This window comes from Algibacter luteus (genome assembly GCF_030344935.1).
Lineage (GTDB): Bacteria > Bacteroidota > Bacteroidia > Flavobacteriales > Flavobacteriaceae > Arenitalea > Arenitalea lutea.
The window spans coordinates 2962190-2979643 of sequence record NZ_CP128313.1 but is presented as its reverse complement, the minus strand read 5'-3'; the positions used below and the strand labels follow the sequence as shown (position 1 = coordinate 2979643).

The window sequence follows — 17454 nt, the reverse complement described above, 5'->3', positions numbered from 1 at the left end:
AATTTACCGGAGAAAATTATTTTATAATTAGGTTTTAGGTGTCTTTGTTGAAGCATAAACATTTGTTAATTAAAATTTTATTAGATACTTTTAGCATTAATGATTTTTAAAGATTCTTTTCAAATGAATATTGAAGAAACATTCTATTATATTAAATTAACTTTTGAAGGCGCCGTTGGCGCTTTTTGTGTTATATAAAAAATTAAATTAGACTAAAATTTTACTCCATAATAATATGCAAATCACTACTCGATTCTCATTTAAATTCTTAATCTGTTTTTCGTTTGTTATTTTTTCGCAGGGATTAAATGCGCAAGATTGTCCTACCATATCATCCGAAGGTATATTTGATCCTCTTTCAGACGTATTAATAACATCCTATCATCAATCCATGGCAAAAACATCCACAAATATTGTGGCTTGGGGTGAAGATATGACTGCAAACGGTACTACTGATGCAACAAGCATTACTGAAGTAATACCTGCTAATGGTTATAATTACACTGGGACTCCAGTTCATTTTGGTGTGTCAGGTAATACTGGTGGTCAAGCTTTTTTAGCAACAACCACGAGTTTATATGCTTGGGGTTTAAGTGGGGAAGTGGTTGACGGCTCGTTTGTATCAGGTAATGCATTTAACGATATGAATGCTACACAAACCTTACCATTTACCGCAGCTAATATTACACAAATTCATGCAAGTTCAGACGTGCTATTTATTTTAGCGTCGGGTCAAGTATGGGTAGCTACCACTGGTACAACAGCACCAAATGGCAATGCAAGTGGAGATGGAAATATTTGGCATCAAGTGCAAACGTCTGCAGGAAACCCTTTAAATAATGTAGTTCAAGTAACTGGAAATAAATACGCAGGATATGCTTTGCTTAATGATGGTAGTCTTTATGCATGGGGAGACGATGTTGAATTAGGAAATGGAGGTGGTACTCAAAATTTAGATTATGCAACGCAAATGACGGCACCACCCGTTTCGGTAACGTTTATTTCTTCATTTACACATAATGATGGAGATACTGGGCTTCTTGCATTAGGCTCAGATACCAAAATATATGGAGTAGGGGCAAATACATTAGGTGAAATTATTACAACTGGAACCGGAAATGTAGACACATGGACAGCCATACAGGCCGCTGGTGGTGGCGATTTTGTTGGAGTGATTCAACTGTCAACATCGCATACTTCCGAAGAATGGGCTGGTGCATCTGCAATTATTGCTGGAGCAACCTCCTCAGACCCAAATGTTCTTTATACTTGGGGTTTAAATAATACTGACTCTTTAGGTCATGGGGCTAATGCCACAATTGACGATCCAACAATTCCACCATCATTTAACGTTGGAGTAGACGACCCTGTTCATGCAAGTGTAGGAGGTCATGCAACTACCTTTTTTAACAGAGCAAATGGTGGTTCAATTTGTTTTGTAGGCCATATTTCGAATGGAAGTACTGGTGGATTGACCACAGGTGATGGTTCTACTTTTGAATGTGTTATTCCCGCAACAGTTGAACTATGTGGGTTTGTAACACCTATTGCTGCCAATGATGATAGTGGGTCTGTGAACGAAGGAATAGGAGGAATAGCTATTGCTAACGTTCTAGCTAATGATGATTTAGACGGTAATACACCCACAACTTCTAATGTTATATTAACTCAGATAAGTACTAGTAATCCTGGAGTAACGTTGAATACGGCTACAGGAGCTGTGAATGTAACTTCTGCGGTTCCAACCGGAACTTATGTTGTAGAATATCAAATATGTGAATCTGCTGTACCAACCAACTGTAAAACAGCTTTAGCTACTGTAACAGTATTGTTAGATACCGATGGTGATGGAATTGCTAATATCGACGATTTAGATGATGATAATGATGGTATTTTAGATACTGTTGAAAATGTTTGTGTGCCTTCAACTTTAGATTGGTTTAATCATTATGTTGAGGGGAATTCTGAAACAACAGGAGATGATCCTACAGTAACTCCTGCCTCACCACCTTTAGATTTTGACGGCGTATCAATTGCATTCAGTAGAACCTCAAATACAACCGGAAACTATAGAATTAACGATTTTTATGGAATTGATGGTTATACTATGTTCCAAGCTTCAATCGCTGGAGGAGAATCTATACATACTTTTGATTTTACTAGAGAAGTAAACGACCTAGCTTTTACTTTGTTCGATCTTGATATTGGTTCCAACTTTACAGATGAAATCCAGTTTGTGATTATCTCGCAAGGAGTAGAATATACGATGACTCCTGCTGATTATACATTAGGAGCAAATATGATTTACGCAGGAAATAACACCTTTGTTGGAAATGGACTTGATGAAAATTTAGGGATAAGTTTTACTGTTCCTATCGAAAAAATGGTGATCTATTACAGGCAAGTTGGAGATAATCCTTCAGTAAATCAAGGAATGGCGCTAAGCGATTTATCGTTTTGTGTACCACCTGATACCGATGGTGATAATATTCCAGATTATTTAGATGTAGATAGTGACAATGATGGTTGTTTTGATGCACTTGAAGGTGATGGAGGAATCACTTTAGCACAAGTTAATGGAACCACGGGTCAAATTAATGGTTCAGTAGACGCCAACGGTGTTCCTGATTTAGTTTCAGGTGGTCAAGGAGATGTAAGTTCTACTGACGATACAATATTAGGTCCTTTATGTGCAATCGATGCTGTAGTCGATGATTTTAGTGGAAGCCCAATAAATAGTTTAAATGGAGGCAGCACAACTACAGTATTAGGCAACGACACCTTAAAAGGTGCGGCAGTAGTTCCAGCAGATATCACATTAACACCAGGTACAGCACCAAGTCCAGCATCAGGAAGCATTACGATGAATGCTGATGGTACGATTACGGTAGCTCCAGGTACAACAGCAGGAACATACACTTACGATTATACCATATGTGAGGATGCTAATCCAAGTAACTGTGATACCGCTACAGCAACTGTAGTCGTAGATCCAGCGCCAATCGATGCCGTAGCAGACGATTACAGCGCCTCTCCAGTAAACGGATTTGCAGGTGGTAGCACGACAACGGTATTAGGCAACGACACCTTAAACGGTGTAGCCGTAGTTCCAGCAGATGTGACATTAACACCAGGTACAGCACCAAGTCCAGCATCAGGAAGCATTACGATGAATGCCGATGGTACGATTACGGTAGCTCCAGGTACAACAGCAGGAACATACACTTACGATTACACAATTTGTGAGAACTTAAACCCAGCAAACTGTGATACCGCTACAGCAACTGTAGTCGTAGATCCAGCGCCAATCGATGCCGTAGCAGACGATTACAGCGCCTCTCCAGTAAACGGATTTGCAGGTGGTAGCACAACAACGGTATTAGGGAACGACACCTTAAACGGTGTAGCCGTAGTTCCAGCAGATGTGACATTAACACCAGGTACAGCACCAAGTCCAGCATCAGGAAGCATTACGATGAATGCCGATGGTACGATTACGGTAGCTCCAGGTACAACAGCAGGAACATACACTTACGATTACACAATTTGTGAGAACTTAAACCCAGCAAACTGTGATACCGCTACAGCAACTGTAGTCGTAGATCCAGCGCCAATCGATGCCGTAGCAGACGATTACAGCGCCTCTCCAGTAAACGGATTTGCAGGTGGTAGCACAACAACGGTATTAGGGAACGACACCTTAAACGGTGTAGCCGTAGTTCCAGCAGATGTGACATTAACACCTGGCACAGCACCAAGTCCAGCATCAGGAAGCATTACGATGAATGCCGATGGTACGATTACGGTAGCTCCAGGTACAACAGCAGGAACATACACTTACGATTACACAATTTGTGAGAACTTAAACCCAGCAAACTGTGATACCGCTACAACAACTGTAGTCGTAGATCCAGCGCCAATCGATGCCGTAGCAGACGATTACAGCGCCTCTCCAGTAAACGGATTTGCAGGTGGTAGCACAACAACGGTATTAGGCAACGACACCTTAAACGGTGTAGCCGTAGTTCCAGCAGATGTGACATTAACACCTGGCACAGCACCAAGTCCAGCATCAGGAAGCATTACGATGAATGCCGATGGTACGATTACGGTAGCTCCAGGTACAACAGCAGGAACATACACTTACGATTACACAATTTGTGAGAACTTAAACCCAGCAAACTGTGATACCGCTACAGCAACTGTAGTCGTAGATCCAGCGCCAATCGATGCCGTAGCAGACGATTACAGCGCCTCTCCAGTAAACGGATTTGCAGGTGGTAGCACAACAACGGTATTAGGGAACGACACCTTAAACGGTGTAGCCGTAGTTCCAGCAGATGTGACATTAACACCTGGCACAGCACCAAGTCCAGCATCAGGAAGCATTACGATGAATGCCGATGGTACGATTACGGTAGCTCCAGGTACAACAGCAGGAACATACACTTACGATTACACAATTTGTGAGAACTTAAACCCAGCAAACTGTGATACCGCTACAGCAACTGTAGTCGTAGATCCAGCGCCAATCGATGCCGTAGCAGACGATTACAGCGCCTCTCCAGTAAACGGATTTGCAGGTGGTAGCACAACAACGGTATTAGGCAACGACACCTTAAACGGTGTAGCCGTAGTTCCAGCAGATGTGACATTAACACCTGGCACAGCACCAAGTCCAGCATCAGGAAGCATTACGATGAATGCCGATGGTACGATTACGGTAGCTCCAGGTACAACAGCAGGAACATACACTTACGATTACACAATTTGTGAGAACTTAAACCCAGCAAACTGTGATACCGCTACAACAACTGTAGTCGTAGATCCAGCGCCAATCGATGCCGTAGCAGACGATTACAGCGCCTCTCCAGTAAACGGATTTGCAGGTGGTAGCACAACAACGGTATTAGGCAACGACACCTTAAACGGTGTAGCCGTAGTTCCAGCAGATGTGACATTAACACCTGGCACAGCACCAAGTCCAGCATCAGGAAGCATTACGATGAATGCCGATGGTACGATTACGGTAGCTCCAGGTACAACAGCAGGAACATACACTTACGATTACACAATTTGTGAGAACTTAAACCCAGCAAACTGTGATACCGCTACAGCAACTGTAGTCGTAGATCCAGCGCCAATCGATGCCGTAGCAGACGATTACAGCGCCTCTCCAGTAAACGGATTTGCAGGTGGTAGCACAACAACGGTATTAGGGAACGACACCTTAAACGGTGTAGCCGTAGTTCCAGCAGATGTGACATTAACACCAGGTACAGCACCAAGTCCAGCATCAGGAAGCATTACGATGAATGCCGATGGTACGATTACGGTAGCTCCAGGTACAACAGCAGGAACATACACTTACGATTACACAATTTGTGAGAACTTAAACCCAGCAAACTGTGATACCGCTACAGCAACTGTAGTCGTAGATCCAGCGCCAATCGATGCCGTAGCCGACGATTACAGCGCCTCTCCAGTAAACGGATTTGCAGGTGGTAGCACAACAACGGTATTAGGCAACGACACCTTAAACGGTGTAGCCGTAGTTCCAGCAGATGTGACATTAACACCAGGCACAGCACCAAGTCCAGCATCAGGAAGCATTACGATGAATGCCGATGGTACGATTACGGTAGCTCCAGGTACAACAGCAGGAACATACACTTACGATTACACAATTTGTGAGAACTTAAACCCAGCAAACTGTGATACCGCTACAGCAACTGTAGTCGTAGATCCAGCGCCAATCGATGCCGTAGCCGACGATTACAGCGCCTCTCCAGTAAACGGATTTGCAGGTGGTAGCACAACAACGGTATTAGGGAACGACACCTTAAACGGTGTAGCCGTAGTTCCAGCAGATGTGACATTAACACCAGGTACAGCACCAAGTCCAGCATCAGGAAGCATTACGATGAATGCCGATGGTACGATTACGGTAGCTCCAGGTACAACAGCAGGAACATACACTTACGATTACACCATTTGTGAGAACTTAAACCCAGCAAACTGTGATACCGCTACAGCAACTGTAGTCGTAGATCCAGCGCCAATCGATGCCGTAGCAGACGATTACAGCGCCTCTCCAGTAAACGGATTTGCAGGTGGTAGCACAACAACGGTATTAGGCAACGACACCTTAAACGGTGTAGCCGTAGTTCCAGCAGATGTGACATTAACACCAGGTACAGCACCAAGTCCAGCATCAGGAAGCATTACGATGAATGCTGATGGTACCATTACGGTAGCTCCAGGTACAACAGCAGGAACATACACTTACGATTACACCATTTGTGAGAACTTAAACCCAGCAAACTGTGATACCGCTACAGCAACTGTAGTCGTAGATCCAGCGCCAATCGATGCCGTAGCAGACGATTACAGCGCCTCTCCAGTAAACGGATTTGCAGGTGGTAGCACAACAACGGTATTAGGCAACGACACCTTAAACGGAGTAGCCGTAGTTCCAGCAGATATCACATTAACACCAGGCACAGCACCAAGTCCAGCATCAGGAAGCATTACGATGAATGCCGATGGTACGATTACGGTAGCTCCAGGTACAACAGCAGGAACATACACTTACGATTACACAATTTGTGAGAACTTAAACCCAGCAAACTGTGATACCGCTACAGCAACTGTAGTCGTAGATCCAGCGCCAATCGATGCCGTAGCAGACGATTACAGCGCCTCTCCAGTAAACGGATTTGCAGGTGGTAGCACAACAACGGTATTAGGCAACGACACCTTAAACGGTGTAGCCGTAGTTCCAGCAGATGTGACATTAACACCTGGCACAGCACCAAGTCCAGCATCAGGAAGCATTACGATGAATGCCGATGGTACGATTACGGTAGCTCCAGGTACAACAGCAGGAACATACACTTACGATTACACAATTTGTGAGAACTTAAACCCAGCAAACTGTGATACCGCTACAACAACTGTAGTCGTAGATCCAGCGCCAATCGATGCCGTAGCAGACGATTACAGCGCCTCTCCAGTAAACGGATTTGCAGGTGGTAGCACAACAACGGTATTAGGCAACGACACCTTAAACGGTGTAGCCGTAGTTCCAGCAGATGTGACATTAACACCTGGCACAGCACCAAGTCCAGCATCAGGAAGCATTACGATGAATGCCGATGGTACGATTACGGTAGCTCCAGGTACAACAGCAGGAACATACACTTACGATTACACAATTTGTGAGAACTTAAACCCAGCAAACTGTGATACCGCTACAGCAACTGTAGTCGTAGATCCAGCGCCAATCGATGCCGTAGCAGACGATTACAGCGCCTCTCCAGTAAACGGATTTGCAGGTGGTAGCACAACAACGGTATTAGGCAACGACACCTTAAACGGTGTAGCCGTAGTTCCAGCAGATGTGACATTAACACCAGGTACAGCACCAAGTCCAGCATCAGGAAGCATTACGATGAATGCCGATGGTACGATTACGGTAGCTCCAGGTACAACAGCAGGAACATACACTTACGATTACACAATTTGTGAGAACTTAAACCCAGCAAACTGTGATACCGCTACAACAACTGTAGTCGTAGATCCAGCGCCAATCGATGCCGTAGCAGACGATTACAGCGCCTCTCCAGTAAACGGATTTGCAGGTGGTAGCACAACAACGGTATTAGGCAACGACACCTTAAACGGTGTAGCCGTAGTTCCAGCAGATGTGACATTAACACCTGGCACAGCACCAAGTCCAGCATCAGGAAGCATTACGATGAATGCCGATGGTACGATTACGGTAGCTCCAGGTACAACAGCAGGAACATACACTTACGATTACACAATTTGTGAGAACTTAAACCCAGCAAACTGTGATACCGCTACAGCAACTGTAGTCGTAGATCCAGCGCCAATCGATGCCGTAGCAGACGATTACAGCGCCTCTCCAGTAAACGGATTTGCAGGTGGTAGCACAACAACGGTATTAGGGAACGACACCTTAAACGGTGTAGCCGTAGTTCCAGCAGATGTGACATTAACACCAGGTACAGCACCAAGTCCAGCATCAGGAAGCATTACGATGAATGCCGATGGTACGATTACGGTAGCTCCAGGTACAACAGCAGGAACATACACTTACGATTACACAATTTGTGAGAACTTAAACCCAGCAAACTGTGATACCGCTACAGCAACTGTAGTCGTAGATCCAGCGCCAATCGATGCCGTAGCAGACGATTACAGCGCCTCTCCAGTAAACGGATTTGCAGGTGGTAGCACAACAACGGTATTAGGCAACGACACCTTAAACGGTGTAGCCGTAGTTCCAGCAGATGTGACATTAACACCAGGCACAGCACCAAGTCCAGCATCAGGAAGCATTACGATGAATGCCGATGGTACGATTACGGTAGCTCCAGGTACAACAGCAGGAACATACACTTACGATTACACAATTTGTGAGAACTTAAACCCAGCAAACTGTGATACCGCTACAGCAACTGTAGTCGTAGATCCAGCGCCAATCGATGCCGTAGCAGACGATTACAGCGCCTCTCCAGTAAACGGATTTGCAGGTGGTAGCACAACAACGGTATTAGGGAACGACACCTTAAACGGTGTAGCCGTAGTTCCAGCAGATGTGACATTAACACCAGGTACAGCACCAAGTCCAGCATCAGGAAGCATTACGATGAATGCCGATGGTACGATTACGGTAGCTCCAGGCACAACGGCAGGAACATACACTTACGATTACACAATTTGTGAGAACTTAAACCCAGCAAACTGTGATACCGCTACAGCAACTGTAGTCGTAGATCCAGCGCCAATCGATGCCGTAGCCGACGATTACAGCGCCTCTCCAGTAAACGGATTTGCAGGTGGCAGTACAACAACGGTATTAGGCAACGACACCTTAAACGGAGTAGCCGTAGTTCCAGCAGATATCACATTAACACCAGGTACAGCACCAAGTCCAGCATCAGGAAGCATAACGATGAATGCTGATGGTACCATTACGGTAGCTCCAGGCACAACGGCAGGAACATACACCTACGATTACACCATTTGTGAAAATATAAATCCAGCAAATTGTGATACAGCAACAGCAACTGTAGTTGTTTTACCGGATTATGATCAAGATGGAGTAATCGATATTATTGATATTGATGATGACAATGATGGTATTCCTGACACACTAGAAACCAATGGAACAGATCCAACAGCAGATGTTGATAACGATGGTGTTCCAGCATATTTAGATGAGGATGATACTAATCCCGTAATTGGAGATGATACTCCTGGTATAGAGAAAGAATTTGATTTTGACGGTGATGGAATTCCTAATCATTTAGATTTAGATGCCGATAATGATGCTATTCCTGATGTATTAGAAGCAGGAAATACAGATTCAAATAATGATGGTATTGTTGATTCAATAAGTTTTGGGGCAAATGGTCTTGCGGATGAAGTAGAAACAAGCGCTGAAAGTGGAGTATTAATAAATAATCCTCTAAATACCGATTCTAATTCAGATAGTAGCCAAAGTTATACGCTTTATGATTTTCTGGATGTAGATTCTGATAACGATGGTATCACAGATACTGCTGAAGCATTTTCAAATAATGCTACCTATAATGATGCCGATAATGATGGGCAAGTTGACGGACTAGTAGATTTAGATAATAACGGTTGGCATGATACTATTGATAATGAAGTAACATTTCCGGTATTAAGAAATTCTGATGCGGATACCATACCAAATCATTTAGATTTAGATTCGGATGGAGACGGATTGCCAGATACTTTTGAGGGTAATTTCCAAGTTGCCGATAATGATAACGATGGTATAGTTGGAACAGGAATACCAGTAGATTCAGATGGAGATGGACTTGCCGATTCGAATGATCCTGATAATGCAGGAAATATTCTTGGAGGTTTTGGTTTTAATCAAGATAGAGATGGAGACGGCGTAAACAATTATTTAGATATCGATATCGACAATGATGGTATCATCGATAATATTGAAGGACAAGGTACATTTAGCTATGTAAGTCCTACAGGTTTAGATACCGACGGTGATGGAATAGATAATGCATATGATGTTGATAATAGCGGTGTTGGAATAGGTTATACAAATACCGATGGAGGAAGCGCACCAGATTATGCTGATACTGATTCAGATGGTGTTGATGGCGTTGGCGATGCTTTCGATTTATTAGAAAATGCTGTAGATAATTCTATAGATGGTCCATTAGATACCGATAATGACGGAATCGTTGACCCTGCATTATTTGTTGATGTTGATGGCGACGGTTTGCATGATGATTTTGAGTATTCTAATCCAGCAATTGATGGAGCCAATAACACAACAAATCCTGACAATGCCACAAATAACAATCAACTACCTACAGATCAACCTGATGTTGACCCTGCTGGTGGAGATAGAGATTGGAGAGAATTAAGTTCTCAAGATAAAGATCAGGATGGAATTCCAGATGTTTCAGATTTAGATGATGATAATGATGGCATACTTGATACTGAAGAAGACGAAAATTTAGATGGAGATAATGACCCAAGAACAAACCCAACAGATTTTGATGGCGATGGTGTTCCTGATTATTTCGATTTAGATTCAGATAATGACGGTATTCCAGATTATACTGAAGCTGGAGGAACTAACGACCCAGATGGAAATGGACAAGAAGGAACGGGTGTTTTAGATAACACAGAAGTCGATGCTAACGGTATACCATTAGGAGTCGCTCCTGGAGGATTGTCACCAATTGATACCGATGGAGATGGAAACTTTGATTTTCTAGATTTAGATTCTGATAATGATGGTATATCTGATGTGCTTGAAGCTGGAGGTGTTGATTCCAATGGAAACGGAAGATACGGATCTGGAACAACCAATGATAGTGATGCAGATGGGTTAGTTGATGCCTTGGATCCTTATGATGACCGAGATGGTAATTTGGATTCAAATCAAGGAGGCACACCTTTAATCATAGAAGATACTGACGGTGATGGTCAATTGAACTACTTAGATTTAGATTCTGATAATGATACTATACCAGACAATGTCGAAGGTCAGTCGACTGTTGGTTATATCGCACCGAGTGGTGTAGACACAGATAACGATGGGTTAGATGATAGTTATGATAATTCTAATGGAGGTACTTATATAAATGTTGTTAATACCGATGGTACTGATACTCCTGATTATCTAGATTTAGATTCTGATAACGATTCATTATTTGATATTGATGAAGCAGGAAATAGTGTTGCTGACACCGACTCCGATGGACAAACTAATGGGGTAACTGGAGCTAATGGATTGGATGATGCTTATGATGATGGTACAGCTGGTGATACATTTACGGATCCAAACGGTATTTTAGATAATACACAAACAGATAATTTCCCTGATACTGATGCTGATGTATTCACTGGAGGAGATGTAGATTATAGAGATAACACTTTTGAAGATAATGACGGGGATGGTATTGCTGATGCTATAGATTTAGATGATGATAACGATGGGATTCTAGATACTGAGGAATCAAATGGTACAGATCCTTTAGCTGATGCAGATGGAGATAATGTACCAGATTATCAAGATCCCGATTTTTGTACTTTAAACAGTTTCGGTATCTGTGAAAATTTAGATATCGATAATGATGGTATTCCAAACCATTTTGATACTGATAGTGATAATGATGGTTGTCCTGATGCAAACGAGGCATATTCTGATTCAACTGCTGATTCGAATAATGATGGAACATATGGCGGTGTTGTCGGGGCATCAGAAGTGAATTCGGATGGAACAGTAATAGCTGCTACTTATCCGGGAACTAATGCTAATGTAATTACTGCAGTTCAAGTTACTGTTGATGTGGTACCATCTAATCAAAGTGAAATTGAAGGTAATCCAGCAACTTTTTCTGTAACTGCGTCATCTGAAAGCACTACAACTTTTGCTTTAGGTGTACCAGATTATGGAATTCCACCTGCTACGGATGATTCAGCTTCCCTAATTTATCAATGGCAAGAAAATGGATTAAATTTATCAGATACAGGTGTTTATAGTGGCACGACAACGGCAATTTTAAATATATCTGATGTTACAGGTTTAGATGGAAATATATATAATGTCATTATAACACATGCCAATAATGTTTGTATTGAAGAGCAGAATAGCGCAACATTAAATGTTATTCCAAGAATAATTGCTAATGATGATGACTTTTCTTCAGTCGCTGTCAATGGAACAGATGGTGGAACTAGTACTACAGTATTAGCTAATGATACTATTAATGGTGCAGCAGTAATATCAGCAAATATTACGTTAACACCAGGTACAGCACCAAGTCCAGCATCAGGAAGCATTACGATGAATGCTGATGGTACCATTACGGTAGCTCCAGGTACAACAGCAGGAACATACACTTACGATTATACAATTTGTGAGAACTTAAACCCAGCAAACTGTGATACCGCTACAGCAACTGTAGTCGTAGATCCAGCGCCAATCGATGCCGTAGCGGACGATTACAGCGCCTCTCCAGTAAACGGATTTGCAGGTGGTAGCACAACAACGGTATTAGGCAACGACACCTTAAACGGTGTAGCCGTAGTTCCAGCAGATGTGACATTAACACCAGGTACAGCACCAAGTCCAGCATCAGGAAGCATTACAATGAATGCTGATGGTACGATTACGGTAGCTCCAGGTACAACAGCGGGAACATACACTTACGATTACACAATTTGTGAGAACTTAAACCCAGCGAACTGTGATACGGCAACAGCGACATTAGTTGTAGAAGCTTGTCCATCTCCTATTGATACAGATGGTGATGGTTTAACGGATTGTGAGGAAACGACAGGAATCGATGATCCATCGACACCAGCAGATCCAACAACGTTCCCAGGAGGCCCAACTTCAGATCCGAATGATCCATGTGATCCAATCGGAATCAATACAACAGATACCGATGGTGATGGTTTAACAGATTGTGAGGAAACAACTGGAATTGATGATCCAAGTACCCCAGCAGATCCAACAACGTTCCCAGGAGGTCCAACTTCAGATCCAAATGATCCATGTGATCCAATCGGAATCAATACAACAGATACCGATGGTGATGGTTTAACAGATTGTGAGGAAACGACAGGAATCGATGATCCATCGACACCAGCAGATCCAACAACGTTCCCAGGAGGCCCGACATCAGATCCAAACGATCCATGTGATCCAATCGGAATCGATACAACAGATACCGATGGAGATGGTTTAACGGATTGTGAGGAAACGACAGGAATCGATGATCCATCGACACCAGCAGATCCAACAACGTTCCCTGGAGGCCCGACATCAGATCCGAACGATCCATGTGATCCAATCGGAATCGATACAACAGATACGGATGGAGACGGATTAACAGATTGCGAGGAAACCACTGGAATCGATGATCCAAGTACTCCTGCAGATCCAACAACATTCCCTGGAGGCCCAACATCAGATCCAAACGATCCATGTGATCCAATCGGAATCAATACGACAGATACCGATGGTGATGGTTTAACCGATTGTGAGGAAACTACAGGAATAGATGATCCAAGTACGCCAGCAGATCCAACAACATTCCCAGGAGGACCGACATTCGATCCAAATGATCCTTGTGACCCAATCGGAATCAATACGACAGATAGTGATGGTGATGGTTTAACAGATTGTGAGGAAACAACAGGAATCGATGATCCATCGACTCCAGATGATCCAAACAATTACCCAGGAGGACCATTTGATCCAAATGATCCATGTGATCCAATCGGAATTAATACGACAGATACTGATGGTGATGGTTTAACAGATTGTGAGGAAACAACAGGAATCGATGATCCATCGACTCCAGATGATCCAAACAATTACCCAGGAGGACCATTTGATCCAAATGATCCATGTGATCCAATCGGAATTAATACTACAGATACTGATGGTGATGGTTTAACAGATTGTGAGGAAACAACAGGAATCGATGATCCATCGACTCCAGATGATCCAAACAATTACCCAGGAGGCCCATTTGATCCTAATGATGATTGTGATCCAATTGAGTCAAATTGTTACCCAGTAGCTAATAACGATGGCGCTAGTACAGACCCTGGAGTAGATGTTATAATTAATATTACAAATAATGATTCTGATCCAAATGGAACTATTGATATTTCAACAATCGATTTAGATCCTAGTACACCAGGACAGCAAAGTACATTTACTGTACCAGGTGAAGGAACATTTACAGATAATGGAGATGGAACTGTAACATTTAGTCCTGCTCCAGGATATAATGATGGAACAACAGTGATTACTTATACTGTTAATGATAATGAAGGAAATACTTCAAATGTAGCTACAATTACCGTAGTTGTTCCGTTATGTACTTCAACAGTAGATACTGACGGTGATGGTTTAACAGATTGCGAGGAGATTACAGGAGTAGATGATCCAAGTACGCCAGCGGATCCAACAACATTCCCAGGAGGCCCGACATCAGATCCGAACGATCCATGTGATCCAATTGGAATCAACACGACAGATAGTGATGGTGATGGTTTAACAGACTGCGAGGAGATTACAGGAGTAGATGATCCAAGTACGCCAGCAGATCCAACAACGTTCCCTGGAGGCCCGACATCAGATCCGAACGATCCATGTGATCCAATCGGAATCGATACAACAGATACAGATGGTGATGGTTTAACGGATTGTGAGGAAACGACAGGAATCGATGATCCAAGTACACCAGCAGATCCAACAACGTTCCCAGGAGGTCCAACATCAGATCCGAATGATCCATGTGATCCAATCGGAATCAATACGACAGATACAGATGGAGACGGATTAACGGATTGTGAGGAAACGACAGGAATCGATGATCCATCGACACCAGCAGATCCAACAACGTTCCCAGGAGGTCCAACATCAGATCCAAACGATCCATGTGATCCAATCGGAATCAACGCAACAGATACCGATGGTGATGGTTTAACTGATTGTGAGGAAACGACTGGAATCGATGATCCAAGTACCCCAGCAGATCCAACGACGTTCCCTGGAGGTCCAACATCAGATCCGAATGATCCATGTGATCCAATCGGAATCAATACGACAGATACAGATGGAGACGGATTAACGGATTGTGAGGAAACGACAGGAATCGATGATCCATCGACACCAGCAGATCCAACAACGTTCCCAGGAGGTCCGACATCAGATCCGAACGATCCATGTGATCCAATCGGAATCAATACAACAGATACCGATGGAGACGGATTAACAGATTGTGAGGAAACTACTGGAATTGATGATCCATCTACACCAGCAGATCCAACAACGTTCCCAGGCGGACCGACATCAGATCCAAACGATCCATGTGATCCAATCGGAATCAATACGACAGATACCGATGGTGATGGTTTAACAGACTGTGAGGAGATTACTGGAATAGATGATCCATCTACACCAGCAGATCCAACAACATTCCCAGGCGGACCGACATCAGATCCAAACGATCCATGTGACCCAATCGGATTAAATACGACAGATACTGATGGTGACGGATTAACAGATTGCGAGGAAATTACTGGAATAGATGATCCAAGTACACCAGCAGATCCAACAACATTCCCAGGAGGACCATTTGATCCAAATGATCCATGTGATCCAATCGGAATTAATACGACAGATAGTGATGGTGATGGTTTAACTGATTGTGAGGAAACAACAGGAATCGATGATCCTTCAACTCCAGATGATCCAAATAGTTATCCAGGAGGACCATTTGATTCAAATGATCCATGTGATCCAATCGGAATTAATACGACAGATACTGATGGTGATGGTTTAACAGATTGTGAGGAAACAACAGGAATCGATGATCCATCGACTCCAGATGATCCAAACAATTATCCAGGAGGACCATTTGATCCAAACGATCCATGTGATCCAATCGGAATCAATACGACAGATAGTGATGGTGATGGTTTAACCGATTGTGAGGAAACGACTGGAATCGATGATCCTTCCACACCGGCGGATCCAACAACATTCCCAGGAGGTCCAACATCAGATCCGAATGATCCATGTGATCCAATCGGAATCAATACAACAGATACAGATGGTGACGGTTTAACTGATTGTGAGGAAACGACTGGAATCGATGATCCAAGTACCCCAGCAGATCCAACAACGTTCCCAGGAGGTCCAACTTCAGATCCGAATGATCCATGTGATCCAATCGGAATCAACACAACAGATACCGATGGTGATGGTTTAACAGATTGTGAGGAAACGACAGGAATCGATGATCCATCGACACCAGCAGATCCAACAACGTTCCCAGGAGGACCGACATCAGATCCGAATGATCCATGTGATCCAATCGGAATCAATACGACAGATACCGATGGAGATGGATTAACTGATTGTGAGGAAACGACTGGAATCGATGATCCAAGCACACCAGCAGATCCAACAACATTCCCAGGAGGACCGACGTCAGATCCGAATGATCCATGTGATCCAATCGGAATCAACACAACAGATACCGATGGTGATGGTTTAACGGATTGTGAGGAAACGACTGGAATCGATGATCCAAGTACACCGGCAGATCCAACAACATTCCCAGGTGGACCAACATCAGATCCAAATGATCCTTGTGATCCAATCACTACCGGTTGTCAAATTTCAATAGAAGTAACAAAAACGGCACAAGTATTTGGAACTGATTTAGGAGATGAGATTGAGTATACCATCGAAGTTCAAAATACTGGAGACATTATGTTAACAAACATATCTTTAGTAGATACGTTCTTAGATGCCAATGGAAATGTGATAACATTAACTGAAGAACCTGAGTTTGATAGTGCAGACCAAGGAAGTACAGAAGGGACTCTGCTTGCAGGTGAAACAGCTACTTATTATGCTAGCTTTACCATAACCCAAGAAGCAATTAATGCCGGTGGTGTTAGTAATAGTGTAGTAGCAAATGCATCATCGAGTTCATTAGGTACTGTTAGTGATACGAGTGATAATGGTGACGATTTAGACGGAAATGCATCTGATGACCCAACATTTACAGAACTGGGATGCTTACTTGTATTTAATGAGTTCTCACCTAATGATGACGGAGTTAATGATACTTTAATAATTAATTGTATTGAAAACTATCCAAATAATAAATTAGAAGTATATAATCGTTGGGGTAACATCGTTTATGAAAAACGAGGTTATAATAATGATTGGGATGGAACATCAAACGGAAGAGTTACAGTAAATACTGCTGAAAAACTTCCGGAAGGAACCTATTACTATGTTTTAGACTTTGGTGATGGCTCTAAACCTAAAGTAGGATGGTTATACATAAATAGATAATTAAAGTAAACGACTAAAAAATA

Annotated in this window: 1 protein-coding gene; it reads left to right on the top strand. The window is 43.0% G+C overall.

Annotated features, from left to right (window positions below):
- The first annotated feature begins 391 nt into the window (after window positions 1–391).
- Window positions 392–17431: a T9SS type B sorting domain-containing protein gene (locus O5O44_RS12545; RefSeq protein ID WP_289194647.1), complete on the top strand. Its 17040-nt coding sequence runs from the start codon at window positions 392–394 to the stop codon at window positions 17429–17431.
- Window positions 17432–17454: the final 23 nt, after the last annotated feature.

Coding starts and splice junctions, on each gene's coding strand:
- O5O44_RS12545 (WP_289194647.1), top strand. CDS start 392: ATGGCAAAAACATCCACAAATATTGTGGCTTGGGGTGAAGATATGACT.